This window comes from Arthrobacter monumenti, from assembly GCF_054511255.1.
The window spans coordinates 246,232-263,823 of sequence record NZ_JBTNCY010000003.1; the positions used below are offsets into that span (position 1 = coordinate 246,232).

Annotated in this window: 17 protein-coding genes and 1 pseudogene; 14 read left to right on the plus strand and 4 right to left on the minus strand. The window is 62.1% G+C overall.

Features of this window, described 5'->3' with window-relative positions; translation table 11 throughout:
• Window positions 1-24 precede the first annotated feature (24 nt).
• The 5 genes from ACX80B_RS05915 to dhaM all read left to right on the plus strand — a co-directional run bounded on the left by ACX80B_RS05915 (window position 25) and on the right by dhaM (window position 3,307).
• Window positions 25-525: an amino-acid N-acetyltransferase gene (locus tag ACX80B_RS05915; RefSeq protein WP_459294046.1), complete on the plus strand. Its 501-nt coding sequence runs from the start codon at window positions 25-27 to the stop codon at window positions 523-525.
• Between the two features lie 107 nt (window positions 526-632).
• A complete protein-coding gene (locus tag ACX80B_RS05920) occupies window positions 633-821 on the plus strand; it encodes a CsbD family protein (RefSeq protein ID WP_459294048.1) in 189 nt (62 codons plus the stop codon).
• 139 nt (window positions 822-960) lie between these two features.
• Window positions 961-1,962: a dihydroxyacetone kinase subunit DhaK gene (gene dhaK, locus ACX80B_RS05925; RefSeq protein WP_459294050.1), complete on the plus strand. Its 1,002-nt coding sequence runs from the start codon at window positions 961-963 to the stop codon at window positions 1,960-1,962.
• 2 nt (window positions 1,963-1,964) lie between these two features.
• Window positions 1,965-2,636, plus strand: a complete 672-nt coding sequence (dhaL, locus tag ACX80B_RS05930; protein WP_459294052.1) for a dihydroxyacetone kinase subunit DhaL — start codon at window positions 1,965-1,967, stop codon at window positions 2,634-2,636.
• Window positions 2,633-3,307: a dihydroxyacetone kinase phosphoryl donor subunit DhaM gene (dhaM, locus tag ACX80B_RS05935; RefSeq protein WP_459294054.1), complete on the plus strand. Its 675-nt coding sequence runs from the start codon at window positions 2,633-2,635 to the stop codon at window positions 3,305-3,307. The genes dhaL and dhaM overlap by 4 nt, the downstream gene beginning before the upstream one ends.
• A gap of 77 nt (window positions 3,308-3,384) precedes the next feature.
• On the opposite strand, the pseudogene ACX80B_RS05940 reads toward dhaM, so the two are convergent.
• Window positions 3,385-4,201: pseudogene (locus tag ACX80B_RS05940) on the minus strand (HhH-GPD family protein).
• 205 nt (window positions 4,202-4,406) lie between these two features.
• Here ACX80B_RS05940 and ACX80B_RS05945 point away from each other — a divergent pair.
• A complete protein-coding gene (locus ACX80B_RS05945) occupies window positions 4,407-5,264 on the plus strand; it encodes a hypothetical protein (protein ID WP_459294056.1) in 858 nt (285 codons plus the stop codon).
• Between the two features lie 8 nt (window positions 5,265-5,272).
• Here ACX80B_RS05945 and disA read toward each other — a convergent pair whose 3' ends face one another.
• Together disA and radA are read right to left on the minus strand one after the other, a co-directional pair.
• A complete protein-coding gene (disA, locus tag ACX80B_RS05950; RefSeq protein WP_459294058.1) occupies window positions 5,273-6,349 on the minus strand; it encodes a DNA integrity scanning diadenylate cyclase DisA in 1,077 nt (358 codons plus the stop codon).
• An 83-nt stretch (window positions 6,350-6,432) separates the two neighbouring features.
• Entirely contained in the window at window positions 6,433-7,848 is a 1,416-nt protein-coding gene (radA, locus tag ACX80B_RS05955) for a DNA repair protein RadA (RefSeq protein ID WP_459294060.1), read from the minus strand.
• 146 nt (window positions 7,849-7,994) lie between these two features.
• Between radA and ACX80B_RS05960 the strand changes: the two genes are divergently transcribed.
• The gene (locus tag ACX80B_RS05960; RefSeq protein WP_459294062.1) at window positions 7,995-8,933 is read left to right on the plus strand and encodes a glycerophosphodiester phosphodiesterase; all 939 of its coding nucleotides are present in this window, start codon (window positions 7,995-7,997) and stop codon (window positions 8,931-8,933) included.
• Between the two features lie 84 nt (window positions 8,934-9,017).
• On the opposite strand, the gene ACX80B_RS05965 is transcribed toward ACX80B_RS05960, so the two are convergent.
• Complete coding sequence (locus tag ACX80B_RS05965; protein WP_459294064.1) at window positions 9,018-10,151, minus strand: FUSC family protein; 1,134 nt, start codon at window positions 10,149-10,151, stop codon at window positions 9,018-9,020.
• Between the two features lie 224 nt (window positions 10,152-10,375).
• Here ACX80B_RS05965 and pstS (ACX80B_RS05970) point away from each other — a divergent pair, with 224 nt between their 5' ends.
• The 7 genes from pstS (ACX80B_RS05970) (at window position 10,376) to pstA (ACX80B_RS06000) (ending at window position 17,579) form a co-directional block, all read left to right on the plus strand.
• On the plus strand, window positions 10,376-11,494 hold the full coding sequence (gene pstS / locus ACX80B_RS05970) for a phosphate ABC transporter substrate-binding protein PstS (protein ID WP_459294066.1): 1,119 nt from the start codon (window positions 10,376-10,378) through the stop codon (window positions 11,492-11,494).
• A gap of 52 nt (window positions 11,495-11,546) precedes the next feature.
• Window positions 11,547-12,479: a phosphate ABC transporter permease subunit PstC gene (pstC, locus tag ACX80B_RS05975; RefSeq protein WP_459294068.1), complete on the plus strand. Its 933-nt coding sequence runs from the start codon at window positions 11,547-11,549 to the stop codon at window positions 12,477-12,479.
• The gene (pstA, locus tag ACX80B_RS05980) at window positions 12,479-13,582 is read left to right on the plus strand and encodes a phosphate ABC transporter permease PstA (RefSeq protein ID WP_459294070.1); all 1,104 of its coding nucleotides are present in this window, start codon (window positions 12,479-12,481) and stop codon (window positions 13,580-13,582) included. The genes pstC and pstA (ACX80B_RS05980) overlap by 1 nt, the downstream gene beginning before the upstream one ends.
• A 39-nt stretch (window positions 13,583-13,621) precedes the next feature.
• Window positions 13,622-14,401 (plus strand): phosphate ABC transporter ATP-binding protein PstB, encoded by a 780-nt coding sequence (gene pstB, locus ACX80B_RS05985; protein ID WP_459294072.1) that lies wholly within the window; start codon window positions 13,622-13,624, stop codon window positions 14,399-14,401.
• A 149-nt stretch (window positions 14,402-14,550) separates the two neighbouring features.
• A complete protein-coding gene (locus ACX80B_RS05990; protein WP_459294074.1) occupies window positions 14,551-15,045 on the plus strand; it encodes a hypothetical protein in 495 nt (164 codons plus the stop codon).
• Window positions 15,046-15,208: 163 nt separating this feature from the next.
• On the plus strand, window positions 15,209-16,324 hold the full coding sequence (gene pstS / locus ACX80B_RS05995) for a phosphate ABC transporter substrate-binding protein PstS (RefSeq protein WP_459294076.1): 1,116 nt from the start codon (window positions 15,209-15,211) through the stop codon (window positions 16,322-16,324).
• 151 nt (window positions 16,325-16,475) lie between these two features.
• Window positions 16,476-17,579, plus strand: a complete 1,104-nt coding sequence (gene pstA / locus ACX80B_RS06000; protein WP_459294078.1) for a phosphate ABC transporter permease PstA — start codon at window positions 16,476-16,478, stop codon at window positions 17,577-17,579.
• Window positions 17,580-17,592: the final 13 nt, after the last annotated feature.

Consider the following 17,592-nt stretch of genomic DNA (forward strand, 5'->3'; position numbering starts at 1 on the left):
GTCCGGCGTGCTTAGACTTGCGGCGTGAGCTCTTTCAAACTTCGTCCCGCCCAAACTTCCGACGTCGCGGAGATCCGGCGGCTCGTCGCGCCGCTGGCGGATAAGCGTGTGCTGCTGGAGAAGGAGGCAGTGGCCTACTTTGAGAGTCTCCAGCAGTTCCGGGTCGCGGAGGACGACGACGGCAACGTCGTTGGGTGCGGTGCCCTCCACGTCATGTGGGACGACATCGCAGAGGTCCGGACACTCGTCACCGACAAGCCGGGCAGCGGGGTAGGGCATGCCCTCCTCGAGCAACTGCTCGCCGATGCCCGGGACATCGGGGTCAAGCGCGTCTTTTGCCTGACCTTCGAGGTCGACTTCTTCGCCCGGCACGGCTTTGAGGTGATGGCCAACCAGGCCGCCGTTGATCCAGAGGTCTACTCCGAATTGCTGCGCTCCACGGACGAAGGCGTCGCCGAGTTCCTCGACCTGGCACGGGTGAAACCTAACACGCTCGGCAATACACGTATGATCCGCAACCTTTGATCGCTGCCGATGGACGCATGCCGGTGATAAACTAAGTACGCTTAGCATCAGGTTGATGCGGCCGGTTCTGGATGGGAGCGGTACTTGAGCAGAAAGCAGGTTTCATCATGGGTGCAGACGATAAAGCACAGAACAAGGCCGAGCAGGCGACAGGCAAAGTTAAGGAAGGCGTTGGCGGCGCCACGGACAACGAAAGCCTGAAGCAAGAAGGCAAGAAGGACCAGGTCAAGGCCGATGCCAAACAGGTCGGCGAGGACGTGAAAGATACGTTCAAGGACGGCACCGACAAGCGCTGAGAAGGACGTGTGGAGGAGGGTTGAAGCCCTCCTCCACAGTCATGTAATGCCACTGGGCAACGACGAAGCCGCAGAGTAGGGTTCTAAAGAGTGAGCCCAATCGGGCTGATCCGACGCAGCTGATGGGAGTGGCAACAGCATGAAGAAACTCATCAATGATCCAAAATCGGTGGTCTCGGAGTCCGTTGAGGGGTTCGGCATGGCCCATCAGGACTTAGTGACAGTCAATGCCGACCCTGCCTACATAACCCGCAAGGATGCCCCCGTGAAGGGCAAGGTCGGACTGGTCTCCGGTGGCGGCAGCGGCCACGAGCCTCTGCATGCCGGATACGTCGGACGGGGGATGCTCGACGCCGCAGTTCCGGGGCCAGTGTTCACGTCGCCGACTCCCGACCAGATCATCCCGGCGACGATGGCAGTCGACGGTGGTGCCGGCGTCGTGCATATTGTGAAGAACTACACCGGCGACGTATTGAACTTTGAAACCGCCGCCGAGATGGCTGGGGCCGAAGGCGTGGAGGTCCGGACGGTGCTCGTCAATGACGACGTCGCCGTCGAGGATTCGTTGTTCACGGCCGGCAGGCGCGGGGTCGGCGGAACGGTCTTGGTGGAGCGGATCGCAGGAGCCGCCGCCGAGCGTGGTGATGACCTCGATGCCGTTACTGCCATTGGAAACCGGGTCAACGACAACGTCCGCAGCATGGGTGTGGCTCTGAGCTCCTGCACCGTCCCGCACGCCGGCGAGCCAAGTTTCGAACTCGGCGAGGACGAGGTGGAGATCGGAATCGGCATCCACGGCGAACCCGGGCGGCACAGGATAGCGATGGAACCCGCCGACGGAATTGTCGACCGCTTGCTGGAGCCGGTCCTCAGTGACCTGAAGCTCGACGACGGCGCGAAGGTGCTGCTCTTCGTCAATGGAATGGGCGGAACCCCGGCCAGCGAGCTGTATATCGCCTACCGGCACGCAGCGAAGGTGCTGGCTGACAAGGGCATAACTGTTGAACGTTCACTGGTGGGTAACTACATCACCGCCCTGGAGATGCAGGGAGCTTCGATTTCGATCCTGCGGCTCGACGATGAAATGACCGAACTGTGGGATTCACCGGTCCACACGGCCGCGCTGCGCTGGGGAGTGTGAGTATGACTGGAATTGTTGATGCAGCCTGGGCCGATGCGTGGCTGCGTGCCGCCGCCGCGGTTATCTCGGAACACCGCAAGGAACTCAACGATCTGGACCGTGCCATTGGCGACGGTGACCACGGCGAAAACCTTGATCGTGGATTCGCGGCGATAGTGGAAAAGCTCGATGAGTCGCCACTGTTCACTCCCGGTGCCTACTTCAAACTGGCTGCGATGACGCTGATGTCCAAGGTCGGCGGTGCAGCCGGTCCGCTCTACGGTACGGCCTATCTGCGTGCGGCCACCACCTGCGGCGATGCCAAGGAGATCGATGGCGCCAAGCTGGCCGAAGCGCTCGCCGCTGCGCGTGACGGTGTCGTCGCCCGTGGCAAGGCCGAGGTTGGCGACAAGACCATGATCGACGCCTGGACACCGGCCGTTGACGCAGCGGCCGAAGCAGCGGGAAACGGAGCAGGCGCGGCCGAGGTGCTCAAAGCCGCGGCGCAGTCTGCGCAGACGGGTGCAGAATCCACCGATCCACTGGTGGCCCGCAAGGGCAGGGCCAGCTACCTGGCCGAACGTAGTGCCGGACACCGGGATCCGGGCGCGGTCTCCAGCGCCTTGCTGCTGCAGGCCGCTGTGGACGCGCTTGAGCAGACTGGTACCGGGAACGGCGGGACGGACAAGGCGTGAGCGTAGGGTTTCTGATCGTTTCCCATAGCGAAAAAATAGCCGAGGGCATCTGTGAACTGGCTGCCCAAATGGCCTCCGACGTCGATCTGGTACCCGCCGGGGGAACCGACGACGGCGGCATCGGCACCAGCTTTGAGAAGATCCAGGCTGGAATCGAAAGCGCGGATTCGGGCGATGGCCTGCTGATCCTCACCGACCTTGGCTCGGCAGTTATGACAACCGAGTCGGTGCTGGAATTCCTTGACGAGGACCAGCAAAAACGGATCCGGCTCCTGCCCGGCGTTCCTCTGGTTGAAGGCGCAATAGCCGCCGCCGTTTCTGCCCAGACCGGCGCTGAACTTGATGCGGTGGCCCGGGCGGCCGAGACGGCCATCCCACCGGCGCCAACACCGGCACCGGCCGCCACCTCCGGCGCTGAACCATCCGGGGAGTTCGAACTGATTAATCCAATGGGCCTGCACGCGCGTCCGGCGGCCGCCCTCGCCCAGGCATTGACGCCGATGGATGCGGACATCATGATCAACGGCGTGGATGCGAAATCAGTCATGCTGCTGATGACGCTTGGCCTGAAGCAGGGGCAGACGCTGAGCGTGCACGCCTCCGGTGCCGAGGCGCAAAAGGCCGTCGACTTCGTACTCGCAGAAGCAGCGGACGGTTTCGGGGAATTGTAAGGACGCGGGCCACGGGGCATCAGCCCGGGCAGGGGGCGTCGTCAGCTGCAGCAGGCTGAGCCTGCAGGTGCAGAAGGCTAAGCTGGCAGTTGCACTCCCGCGTCGGTCTGCTCGGCCAGCTTGTCGTTGAGCAGTCCCGCCAGCGCACGTTCCAGCTGGGCGGTGTCCGCGTTCAACGCATGCAGCTTGTCTAGATGCCGCCCAACACCGTGGCGCTCCGGAGTCAGCATGATTTCAGCCGGACGCATCAGCAGATCAGCCAGCACCGGTGCATCGGCTGCCCGCAGCACCGCCATCATTGCGCCCCGTACCTGCCTGTCGGTTCCGGCCCACGCTTGGCCCTTGGGAACATAGTGCGGTTCCGGACGTCCAGCGGCGAGCCAGGCGCAGTCGTCCTGCAGCGGGCATTGTCCACATTGGGGAGATCGCGCAGTACAAACCAGGGCGCCCAATCACCCCGGCGTTCCAGGTCACCGATTCGGCACTGTCCCCGGGCAGTAAGGATGTGGCAAGTCGCGTTTCGGTTGAAGTCAGGGCCGGTTCCGGCAAAGCGTTACCGGTGACGAGCCGGGCGTGAACCCGCCGGATGTTGGTATCGACGACCGTCTCACGGCGGCCGAAGGCGAAGGCGGCTACCGCGCCGGCGGTATAGGTTCCGACGCCCGGGAGCTGGAGCAACTCATCGTAGCTTCCGGGGACTGCACCGTCATGGCGTTCGACGATCGCGAGTGCGGCACCATGCAGCCGGAGCGCGCGCCGGGGGTATCCGAGCCGTCCCCACGCCCGCACCGCTTCACCGCTGGGCTCGGCCGCTAAATCCGCCGGTCGGGGCCAACGTTCCATCCATTCCTGCCACCGCGGCAGGACCCGTACAACCGGGGTTTGCTGCAGCATGAACTCACTGACCAGGACGCCCCAGGCAGTGCATCCGGGGTGCCGCCAAGGGAGGTCCCGCGCCTCGCGGGCAAACCATTCACGGATCTTCCCGTGTAGAACTGCGTTTTTCACCGTTATCAATTCTAGGTGCAGGCAAGGAACATATCGTGCTTGACCGGCGTGGTGCGGGTGACATCGGTCGTATTCTCCCTAGCCTTAAGGCATGACACCAAGGTCGAATACGGGAGCGGGCAATCCAGGTCCGCGTCCCGGCGCCGCACCTGGCCGTCCAGGCGGTGCGCCAACGATGCGCAGGCCCAGCCCGGCGGTGTATCGGCGGCGCCGTCTTGTGGCGGGCATTATCGCGCTCCTGCTGGTCGCCGCCCTGGTTGCAGGCGGCATCGTTATTGCCAGCATGTTCGGCGCCGCAACCACTGAGGGGGCGGCGGGACAGGCAAGTCAGCAACAGGCAGCCAAACCAGATCCTAAACCGGCGCCGGCATCAAATGATGACTCGTCCGCGAAGGACAGCGATGGTGCTTCGGCCGGAACGGACGATGACTCTGCGGCCGGCGAGGGTGATAATGCGGCGAAGGACAGCGACGACTCCAAGGCGAAAGAGGACGACGACGCCGCGAACGAGGACGGGGAGGATGGGCCTGCTTCCGACTCCAGTACTGAGGCCGCGGCCGACTCCACCTGCGACGAAAGCAGTATCGCCGTCAGTGCCTCGACGGATAAGGCCGTTTACACCCCCGACGAAAAGCCGGTGCTTACCCTCACCATCTCGAATGAGGGCGAGTCGGAATGCAAGGTCAATCTCGGAACATCGGAAATGGAATTCCTGATCACCAGCGGTGAGGACAGGATCTTCTCCTCGGCAGACTGCCAGGTTGATGGTACGGACAACTTCCAGACGTTGGAACCGGGACAGTCCGAAAAGGCGAACTTTATCTGGGACCGTAACCGGACCGCTCCGGGGTGCGACACAGTGGATGCGAACCCGATGCCGGGCACATACATGTTGGTCACCAAGATCGGCGAGTGGACGAGCGAAGAGACGATCTTCAAGCTCAACTGACCGAACGGTTACATGAACCGGTCGAGAAGGCTGGCCTCGGCAATCCGGGAGAGACCTTCGCGGACCGTGCGTGCCCGCTGTTCGCCGATGCCATCCACGGCCATGAGGTCGTCGATATTGGCGGCCATCAGATTCTGCAGACCGCCGAAATGATCCACGAGCCGGTCTGCCACTGCCCGCGGAACCGCCTTGATGCTGGATAGCAAGCGGTAGCCGTGGGGTTGGACCACTGCATCAAGTGAATCGGTTCCCGGTTGAAACCCGACAACACTGGCGATCTTGCCCAGGTCGATAAGGTCCGTCGAGCTGAGCTGGGTCAGCCGGTTCATGGCGGCATCGACGTCGCTGACCTCCCCACCAAGGTCCCGGTAATCCCTGATGACCATTTCACTGCCCGGTCCAAGACCCGTTGTAAGCTCTTCCAGCTGCAGCGACAGCAACCGTCCGTCCACTCCCAACTCGAGCACGTACTGGGAGATTTCCTCGGCGATCCGGCGCACCATTTCCTGGCGCTGCAGCGTGATGGCAACATCGCGGACGGTCACCATCGCTTCAATTTCGAGAGCGGAAAGTGAGTTGGTGACCTGATCCAGCCGGGCACGGTAGCGCTCCAGCGTGGCGAGGGCCTGATTGGCGCGGGCCAGCACCGGTTCGGAACCTTCGAGCACGTGCCGCAGGCCGTCCACGTAGATGGCAATGATCTGCATGGATTGGCTCACCGAAATCACCGGCAGGCCGGTCTGTTTGGCCACCCGTTCGGCCGTCCGGTGCCGCGTTCCGGATTCCTGGGTGTCGATGCTCGGGTCCGGGACCAGCTGCACGCCGGCCCGCAGGATCCGGCTGGCATCCTTGTCGCAGACGATCGCGCCGTCCATCTTGGCCAGTTCCCGCAATCTCGTCGGATTGAAGTCGATGCCGATGTCGAAACCGCCCGAACAAAGCGACTCAACGGTCCGGTCCAGGCCCAGCACAATCAAGGCGCCGGTCCGGCCGCGCAGGATACGTTCCAGCCCGTCCCGCAGTTCCGTTCCGGGAGCAACGCGCGCTAGCGTTGTCCTCAGCGAGTCCTCGGGCGTACGTACCATCGACCATTCCTTCCTGCGCGCAGGCGTCCACCCGCTTCAAGTGCTTGGGCCAATACTAGTGCGGTTGCAGGAGATTTAGCCGATCAACGATGGATTGGCGTAACGACAGACCTTTCCTCGCTTTGCGGCAGGAGCAGATTCAGGGCTTCCTGGAGATTGGAAACCTCCGCGACGGTGAAGCCCTTGGGAATCGGACCACAACCATTGGGTGACTTGGGAACGACGGCGAACTTGAAGCCCAGCCGCGCAGCCTCCTGGATCCGTTGGTTTACCCCCGGCACCGGCCGGACTTCACCTGCGAGGCCGACTTCCCCGAAAGCAATCAGCCGGTCTTTCAGGGGTGTGTTCCGTTTTGCCGAGGCCAGCGAAAGTGCCACAGCCAGGTCGATTGCCGGCTCGCTAAGCTTCATTCCGCCCACCGTCGCGACGTAGCAATCATCACCGGCAAGGCCGTAACCGCCGCGCTGCTGGAGCACCGCGAGCAGCATCGAGACCCGGGAACTATCCAACCCGCTGGTCGCCCGCCTGGGCTGCGAATTAGACGTCGTCGCCAGGAGGGCCTGCACTTCCGCCACGAGCGGGCGCCTGCCCTCGACCGTAACCGTGACGCAGGTTCCCGAAACAGGTTCGGCAGTCCGGGACAGGAACAGCCCGCTCGGATCCGCCAGGCCGACAATGCCGCCCTCGGTCAGATCGAAGCAACCGACCTCATCAGTGGGACCATACCTGTTCTTCGCCGCCCGCAGCAGCCGCAGCCGGGAGTGCCGCTCGCCGTCGAACTGGCACACTACATCAACGAGGTGCTCAAGCAGCCGCGGCCCGGCAATGGAACCGTCCTTGGTTACATGTCCGACCAGCAGGGTAGTCATATCGTACTTCTTTGCCGCGGCAATCAATGACGCCGCTGCCTCCCGGACCTGCGTGACGCCACCGGCCGCCCCCTCCACATCCGAACTGCTCAAGGTCTGGACCGAGTCGACTATCAGCAGCTTTGGCTTGAGCTGCTCCACATGCCCGAGCGCGGTCCCCAGATCCGATTCAGCGGTCAAATAGAGGGTGTCGGCGGTGGCATCGATCCGGTCCGCGCGCAGCTTCACCTGGGCGGCCGATTCCTCCCCGGTTACGTACAGCACATCACTGCCGGAATTCGCCACCCGGGCCGCCACATCCAGCAACAGGGTGGATTTGCCCACCCCCGGCTCTCCGGCGACCAGTATCACCGCGCCGGGCACCAGTCCGCCACCGAGTACACGGTCCATTTCCTCCACGCCGGTGGGACGGTAAGCGGCAGTCGACGCGTCTACGTCGGCTATCCGCTGCGCCGGCGCCGCCACGGAGACCGCCGCCGTCGTACGCGCCGTCACTTGCCCAATTTCTTCGACAGTGCCCCAGGCCTGGCACTCGCCGCAGCGGCCGGCCCACTTGACGGTTGTCCAGCCGCATTCGCCGCAACGGTAGCCGGGCGCGCGGGAGGTCTTTGTACGGGTCTTGGTGCTCATGCCATCAGGCTAACCGACGGCCCCGACAAAGTTACGCGCAATTCATCCCGGTGTCCGGCGCCGGTTAACTTGCCGCCACCTTCAGACGCCAGAGTGTGGCAGGTCACGCACTACAAGTTGAACAATCCGATGCAGGAGGCTCACCTATGATTCCGTCCCACACCACCCGTCGGCGCAGCAGCAGGCGGGGCGCTCCACGAGCGGCCCTCACCGGCTTGCTGGTGGCTGCAACCCTCACCGCCGGCGCCACCGGGGCAGTGGCCCAGACTTCGCAGGTATCCCAGAGCAATGCGAGCCACGACGAGCGCGTCACCACCGTCGCGCACCGCGGCGCATCCGCCTTGGCTCCGGAGAACACGCTGCCGGCCGTCGACGTCGGAGCTGATCTGAAGTCAGACTTCGTCGAGATCGATGTCCAGCTGACCAGCGACGGCGAACTGGTCGTCATCCACGACACGACGCTGAGCCGGACGACCGACGTCGAGGAGAAGTATCCGGAACGTGCGCCTTGGAATGTCGGCGATTTTACCTTGGCGGAAATCCGTACACTTGATGCCGGTTCCTGGTTCGGCGCGGAATTCGCCGGGACCCAGGTGCCGACTCTGCAGGAAGTGCTGGATACCCTGCATGGCCGCGCCGGTCTGCTGCTGGAGGTCAAGAGCCCCAGCCTCTATCCCGGTATTGCCGAAGAGATTGTTGCAGAACTCGAGGGCGAGGGCTGGCTCAATGCCGACGCCCGGTCCGGCCGGCTGGTTGTCCAGTCCTTCGACTGGGAGTTCATGGAGGCATTCAACCAGTTGGCACCTGCCGTGCCCGCCGGGCTGCTGGGCGGACCGCCGTCGGAGGAACGGATCGCAGAATTGTCGACCTGGGCTGATCAGATCAATCCGAATCACAACCGGGTCACGGAGGAATTCGTCGAGGCCGTGCACAATTTCGGGATGGAGACGTGGCCCTACACCGTCGACGATCCCGCGCGGATGCGCGAGCTGGCTGAGCTGGATGTGGATGGAATCATCACGAACCGTCCGGCAGCGCTGATCGAGGTGCTGAAGGAAGGCGCCCCGGTGGACCAGGCCGCATAGTCCACCGCTGATCAATGAAGAGGCTCTCCACTACGGAGGGCCTCTTCCTGCGTGCAGGGGATTACAGCTTGTTGCGGGAGTCGCTTACAGCTCCGGCAGGTAGCGGCGTGCCTGGTCGTGGCTCATCCCGGTTGCCTCCAGCAGATCAATAATCATCGGCCGGTACAGCAAGACCAGGCCTTCGCCTTCGAGCCGCTTAATGCCGAGCATTTTTGGATGCAGGATGGTGCCCACCGCACCGAGCTCATTGCGTGCCTTGCGCAGATAACTTTCGCGGGAACCGGCATCGACCTCGCTGAGTGCTGTGGCGAGTGTATCGACGGCGGAGGCGGTATCCTCGATCAGCTCGCCGAGGCTCTCGACGGCTTCTTCGGTGAGCGCTGCGTTGTTGATGACGGAGGCGAGCCGGCGGCTGAAGACCCTGCTGTTCCTGATCGCCAGATCGATGAAATGCAGGGACTTTTCCAGCCGGTTCAACTCATCGCGGTGCCGCCGGTAGGCCGGGGAAATCGTCGCCACCTCATGCGACGCCCGGAGGGTGGCGTTAAGCCGGTCCACCATCGGCTGGCAGCTGCGGGCGCGGACCAACGCATGCCAGGCCCGGGTCGACTCACTGCGCGTCACCGCCTCGGCCGTTTCGCGCAGCACCCGGCTGAGTTCATCGAGCAGCTCCTTGACGTTAATCTTTGGCTCCCGCCTTGGATCCCTGGGCACAAGCATGGTGATCAGCAGCGCAAAGACACCCCCGACGACGGCGTCCAGACTCCGGGTGAAAGGTCCGCCGTCGGGCGCCGGCAGCAGCACGACCAACAGCGACTGCAGCCCCAGCTGCGTGGTGAAGATGGTTCCGCTGTCCAGGAAGCGGGCCAACAGGATGGAAAGAAAGAGGACGACGGCGGCCTGCCAGATCCCGACGCCCAGCAGATGCAGGAGCATATCGCCAACGGCAATGCCCAACGTGCAGCCAATAGCGACTTCCAGCACGCGGCGCAGACGTGGATCACGTGAGAATCCCAGTGCAATGATTGAGGAGGTCGCTGCGAACAGCGGGCCCTCGTGGCCTAGCACATACTGCGCGAAAGCGTAGGCGCCAACGCTGCAGACAGTGATCTGCACCGCCGGCAGGATCGAGTTACGGCTGCGGTGCAGGCCAACGCGGCCGCGGCGGCGCAGGAATGCTGCCGACCGTGCGGCGGCGCCGGAGCTGCGTGAGGCCATGCTTTCACTCTATTGCAGTACCTTCGCCGGTATCGCAGTAACTCCTGACCGTTACGGTCCAGGAACGCCCATTACCTCATCTAGTAGGCTTGCGCACGTGAGGCGACAATATTGTTAACTGCTATCCCGGCACCGTTAACCTCCCGTTCACTTAAGTCATTCACTGTTGTCGAGGGTGCTTGCGCGTGCACTCTCTGGCTATTCCCTGGAAGGGGGCAACGTTTGTGAAGGCACTCCGCCTGCGCATCGCCGCGGCGGCATTGGCCGCCACGACTCTGGTCCTCACCGGTTGCGGGTCCGATAATCCAACGGGACAAACGCCCTTGGCGGACAACCCGGATGCGGGCAGTGACGGATTGACTGGAATCCTGACAGGCGTCGGCTCCTCGGCACAGGCCGCAGCCATGAATGCTTGGAAGACGGGATTCACCAAGGAACATCCCGGTGTGACCGTCCAATACTCCCCCGACGGTTCAGGTGCCGGACGTGGAGCCCTGCTGGCAGGTGCTGCGGATTTCGCCGGTTCGGACGAGTACCTCAGCGAGGAAGAGATCGAGCTTTCCAAGGAAGTCTGTGGCCCTGGCGGTGCCATTGACATCCCGGTCTATATTTCTCCCATCTCGCTAACGTTCAATGTTCCCGGCGTCGAGAATCTGAAACTCGACCCAAAGACCATCGCGTTGATTTTCCGGAACGAGATCAATAATTGGCAGCATGAAGCGATTGCCAAGCAGAATCCCAACGCAGACCTCCCGGACTTGAAGATCACCGCCGTGAACCGCAGTGACGACTCAGGAACTACGGAAAACTTCACCGACTACCTATCGAGCGCGGCTTCCGAAGTCTGGCCGGAAGACCCGGGCGGCACCTGGCCCTCAAAACTGCAGGGCGAGAACGCCAAGGGAAACTCGGGGGTAGTCAAGGTCGTCTCCAACACCCCAGGCGCCATTACCTACGCCGACGACTCAGCCGTCGATGATTCCATGACCACCCTCAGCGTCAAGGTCGGGGATGAATACGTGTCGGTCTCACCCGATGCCGCCGCTGAAGCCGTGGATTCAGCGACGCGGGTTGAAGGACGCGGCGAACACGACATTGCCTTGGAACTGGATCGCTCCACTGACGAGTCGGGCGCCTATCCGATCGTCCTGGTTTCCTACCACATAGTCTGCACGGAATATGACTCGGAAATGACGGTCGAACTCCTGAAGGCGTTTGAATCCTACGTGCTGAGCGAAGAGGGGCAGCAGGACGCGGCGAAGGCGGCGGACAGCGCGCCATTGCCCCGGCCGCTCGCGGAGCAGGCAAAGGAAGCCATCGAGTCCGTGAAGGTGGTCGAATAATGCATACTGCCACAGCGGCATACACGAATGGGGATGAGCGAAGGGTTGTGACGTGTCCAAGAATTCACTGATTGGATCCGGAGCGCCCGGGCGCACCGGTGACAAGGTTTTCTCCACCTCCGCGCTGGTTGCCGGTTGCCTGATTCTCGCTGTCCTGTTCAGCGTCGCAGTGTTCCTGTTCGCCCAATCGCTGCCCGCGTTCTACGCCGACCCCGAGGAAGTCACGGGCGGGGACGGGTTCCTCTCTTACATCTGGCCTATCGTCGTGGGCACAGTCATGGCCGCCGCCATTGCGCTGGTCATCGCCACGCCAATCGCATTGGGAGTGGCCCTGTTCATCTCCCATTACGCGCCGAAGAGGCTGGCGCAGGGTTTGGGCTACATCATCGACCTGCTGGCGGCCATTCCTTCGGTGATCTACGGTGTGTGGGGCATTACCTTCCTCGCGGACGAGCTCCAGCCGATTTATCAGTGGCTGGCGCAAAACGCCGGCTGGATTCCCATTTTCGCCGGGCCGGCGTCGGCTACAGGAAAGACCATGCTCACGGCGGGCATTGTGCTGGCGGTGATGGTCCTTCCGATCATCACGTCCATTTCCCGCGAAATCTTCCTGCAAACTCCCAAGCTCCACGAGGAAGCAGCCTTGGCGCTTGGTGCAACCCGTTGGGAAATGATCAAGATGGCCGTTCTCCCGTTCGGCCGGCCCGGAATTATCAGCGCAGTCATGCTTGGCCTTGGCCGGGCCTTGGGCGAAACCATGGCGGTGGCCCTGGTGCTTTCCACCGGTCCGCTGATTGCCAGCCTCATCCAAACGGGTAACTCCACTATCGCGGCAGAGATCGCATTGAACTTCCCCGAGGCCTACGGCCTGCGCCTGAGCGAGCTGGTTGCAGCCGGTCTGGTGCTGTTCGTGATCACCTTGGCGGTGAACCTGGTCGCCCGCTGGGTCATTACCCGGCATAAGGAATTCTCGGGGGCAAACTAATGACAAACACGACAATGACCCGCAGGAAATCAAACCTCACCAAAGGCCAGCTGCCGTCATACGCCGCGTGGGTGGTGTTGGCAACCGCTGTGATTCTCAGTGCCGCCATCATGACACTGATCGGTTTCAACGCGTTCGGCTGGGGCGTGCTCGCCGCAGTGCTGTTCGTCCTTGGGTTGTCCCTCGCATCGCTGCTGGTCGAGGGTGCGCGCAAAGCCAAGGACAAGCTCGCCACCTGCCTGGTGGTCGGCTCATTCCTCGTGGCACTATTGCCGCTGATCTCGGTTCTCTGGACGGTGTTGGTCAACGGCATCCCGGGGCTGACGCCGCATTTCCTGTTCCACTCCATGAACGGCGTCACCGGAAACTTCGACGACTTGGCCGCGGAAGGCCCTGCGCCGGTAATCGGCGGGGCGTACCACGCGTTGATCGGTACGTTGTTGATTACGTTGTGGACGACGTTGATTTCGGTTCCGGTGGGGTTGTTGGCTGCGGTTTATTTGGTTGAGTATGGGCAGGGGACGCGGTTGGCGAAGGCGATTACGTTGTTTGTTGATGTGATGACGGGTATTCCTTCGATTGTGGCTGGTTTGTTTGCTGTGGCGTTTTTTGCCGTGGTGGTGGGGCCGGGGACGAAGACTGGTTTTGTGGCTGCGGTGGCGTTGTCGGTGTTGATGATTCCGGTTGTGGTTCGTTCGACTGAGGAAATGTTGAAGATTGTTCCTAATGAGTTGCGTGAGGCGTCGTATGCGTTGGGGGTGCGTAAGTGGCGGACGATTATGAAGGTGGTTATTCCGACGGCGATTTCGGGTATTGCTTCGGGTGTGACGTTGGCGATTGCGCGGGTGGTGGGGGAGACTGCTCCGATTTTGGTGACGGCGGGTTTTGCGACGTCGATTAATTTCAATGTGTTTTCGGGGTGGATGGCGTCGTTGCCGACGTTTATTTATACGCAGATTTTGACGCCGACGTCGCCGTCGAATCCGGATCCGAGTGCTCAGCGGGCGTGGGCTGCGGCGTTGATCCTGATCATTATGGTGATGCTGTTGAATCTTGCTGCGCGGTTGATTGCCCGGTTCTTCGCCCCCAAGACCGGCCGCTGACCGCGCCATTACAAAGAAACAAACCAGTAAAGGAACTACATGTCCAAGCGCATCGACGTCAAAGACCTGAACGTCTTCTATGGCAACTTCAAGGCCGTCGAGGATGTCAATATCAGGATAGAGGCGCGGTCGGTGACGGCCTTCATCGGCCCCTCAGGCTGCGGTAAGTCGACGTTCCTGCGGACGCTGAACCGGATGCACGAGGTACTGCCGGGTGCCCGGGTGGAAGGCGAAGTCCTTCTCGACGGCGACAACCTGTACGGTGCCGGCGTCGACCCGGTTACGGTGCGAAGCCAGATCGGCATGGTGTTCCAGCGGCCCAATCCGTTCCCCACCATGTCCATCAGGGACAATGTCCTGGCCGGAATCAAGCTCAATAACAAGCGCATCGGCAAGGCTGAGGCGGACAACATCGTTGAACGCTCGCTCACCGGCGCGAACCTCTGGAAAGAAGTGAAGGACCGGCTGGAGAAGCCAGGGTCGGGGCTCTCCGGCGGCCAGCAGCAGCGTCTATGTATCGCGCGCGCGATCGCCGTCCAGCCCGAAGTCATCCTGATGGACGAACCATGTTCGGCCCTCGACCCGATCTCGACCCTCGCCGTCGAGGATCTGATCGACGAATTGAAGAACAACTACACCGTCGTCATCGTCACGCACAATATGCAGCAGGCAGCGCGCGTTTCGGAGAAGACCGCTTTCTTCAATATTGCAGGCACCGGTGAGCCCGGCCGCTTGATCGAATACTCGGACACCACGGATATCTTCAACAATCCGAAGGAAAAGTCGACAGAGGATTACGTTTCCGGCCGCTTCGGCTAAAAAACGGGCCGCTCCGCTGCCCGAACAGGGCCACAAGCCAGTGGCTAAGGATCCTTTTGGGTGGGATCATTGTGTATGGCTGTTTGTCGGGATCCGCCCGGGAAGCCGGCCTTCCAGGCGTGTGGAGTCATAAGGACGAGGTGGCACTCATGGCGGCAGCACAAGGAACCTTGAACCGATCCACTCAAGGCATCGATGATTCGGTCGGTGAGGCGTTCGAGGTGCTCAAGGCCTCTGCACAGCAGCTTCTTGAAGCGTCGGTATCCGGGCTCACGACGGCGGCTTTGAATAAGATCGAAGAGATAGTGGAAAAGGTCGACGTCGACGAGATCGTGGACAAGCTTGGGGATCTCGCCGGGGGCACGCTTGGTGATCTGGCCGCGGACAAGCTTGAGGACCTCGCCGCCGGTGGTGGTCCACTGATGAACGCCGGTTTCGGAGCCCTGCAGGCGGGTTTGTCGGGTAAGAACCCGGTATGGGCGGCCTTCAAAGCCGGGTGGTCCGGGGCGAGCACCAAGACCAAGGCGATCGTGGTCCTGTGCGTGGTTTTAATCCTGCTCCTGGCGCCGGTGACCCTTGTCGTGCTCCTGCTGGGATTGCTCATCGCTGCCATCGTGGCAGTGATCCGAAGCGCCAGCCGGTAACCACGGGGCGGAACCGAAAGTACCGCTGCCGTTCACCCATTGTTCTCCTGTCCCCGAGGGTTCCGTTACCTGGGCTCAATACCTTCAAAGGTGTACGAACAAAGCTGGACCGGTGCAGAACCGTGCATCGTTTCCACGGGACCTTGGAAGGGGCACCAACTAAGTGAAGGCTCTCCGATATGGCCGCGCAGCGGCCGTTCTCACAGCAGGCGCACTGGCTCTCTCAGCCTGCGGCACAGACAACGCGACCGGCACCGCGCCCGAGGGTGAGGGCGCTACCGCAGGCTCTTCGCTCACAGGAACGCTGAGCGGTTCCGGCGCCTCATCCCAGAAGGCGGCAATGGACGCCTGGAAGGCCGGTTTCGCTGGGATTCACTCCGGTGTGACCTTGCAGTATTCGCCGGATGGTTCCGGTGCTGGCCGGGAGGCATTCCTCGCCGGTGCCGTTGACTTCGCCGGTTCGGACTCTTACATGACGGAAGACGAGATCGCCCAGGCTGCGGAGGTGTGCAGCTCCGAGGACATCGTCGAGGTTCCGGCCTACATTTCGCCGATCGCCGTCGCCTATAACCTGCCGGGTGTTGGGGAATTGAAGCTCGACGCGGAAACCATGGCAAAAATCTTCGCCGGTGAAATCACCAACTGGAACGACGACGCTATCGCGGAACAGAATCCGGATGCGGACCTGCCGGACCTGGAGATCACTCCGGTCAACCGGTCGGATGACTCCGGGACCACGGAGAACTTTACAGATTACCTCCACGAGAACGTCCCGGATGTCTGGACCACCGAGGCCGACGGCAACTGGCCCGCCGACCTCCGTGGTGAGAACGCCAAGGGAACCTCCGGCGTCGTCAGCGTTGTCACGGACACTCCCGGTGCGATTACTTATGCCGACGCTTCCGCCGTCAACGACGAGCTGGGCACAGTCCAGGTAAAAGTGGGCGAGGAGTACGTCGAGTTGAGCTCCGAGTCCGCGGCAGCGGCCGTGGAGGCGGCAACTCCGGTCGAGGGCCGCGGGGAGAGCGACATGGCGCTGGAACTGGACCGCACCACAACTGAAAGCGGCGCCTACCCGATCGTCCTGATTTCCTACCAGATCTACTGCGGCGAGTATGAGGACGTGACCACAGCCGGACTCGTGAAAGCCTTCGGCAAGTACGTCGTCAGCAAGCAGGGCCAGCAGGACGCCTCCGAATCGGCAGGCAGCGCCCCGCTGTCTCCGGCGCTGCGCGAGCAGGCAACCGCGGCAATCGACTCGATCTCGGCGGCCGGCTAACCACACAGCCGGGAAACCGCGCATTCATCCCTACGCTGGCACCGCCCGCCCGACTTGACCGGGCGGGCGGTGCCGCAGTTACGTACCACCGCCGGAAAACAGTGCCAGCACCCTGGCGCTGTTTTCCAGCCCACTTTCATGGAGCAACAAAATGGCTAACCAGACGCTGACGCGCACAAAATCACGGCTGACCAAAGGGCAGCTGCCGAACTACGCACCGTGGGTCGTGCTGGCAGCAGCGCTGATTATCGCCTCTGCCGTGATGACCCTTACCGGTTTCAGCATCCTTGGGTGGTCTGTCCTGACCGCTGTGTTCTTCGTGACCGGGCTGACCGGGATCTCGTGGACGGTCGAGGGAGCGCGCAAGGCCAAGGACCGAATGGCGACCTGCCTGGTCTATGGGGCGTTCATCATCGCGGTCCTGCCGCTGATCTCGGTCCTTTGGACGGTGCTGGAGAACGGCCTGCCCGGGCTGACGTCGAACCTCTTCTGGACGTCGATGAGTGGAATCACCGGCCAGCATGACGAAAGCAGCATGGCCAACGGAACGGCTGTCCTGGGCGGTGCCTATCACGCCATCGTGGGTACGTTGTTGATTACGTTGTGGACGACGTTGATTTCGGTTCCGGTGGGGTTGTTGGCTGCGGTTTATTTGGTTGAGTATGGGCAGGGGACGCGGTTGGCGAAGGCGATTACGTTGTTTGTTGATGTGATGACGGGTATTCCTTCGATTGTGGCTGGTTTGTTTGCTGTGGCGTTTTTTGCCGTGGTGGTGGGGCCGGGGACGAAGACTGGTTTTGTGGCTGCGGTGGCGTTGTCGGTGTTGATGATTCCGGTTGTGGTTCGTTCGACTGAGGAAATGTTGAAGATTGTTCCTAATGAGTTGCGTGAGGCGTCGTATGCGTTGGGGGTGCGTAAGTGGCGGACGATTATGAAGGTGGTTATTCCGACGGCGATTTCGGGTATTGCTTCGGGTGTGACGTTGGCGATTGCGCGGGTGGTGGGGGAGACTGCTCCGATTTTGGTGACGGCGGGTTTTGCGACGTCGATTAATTTCAATGTGTTTTCGGGGTGGATGGCGTCGTTGCCGACGTTTATTTATACGCAGATTTTGACGCCGACGTCGCCGTCGAATCCGGATCCGAGTGCTCAGCGGGCGTGGGCTGCGGCGTTGATCCTGATCATTATGGTGATGCTGTTGAATCTTGCTGCGCGGTTGATTGCCCGTTTCTTCGCCCCCAAGACCGGCCGCTGACCGCCCTGCCGCT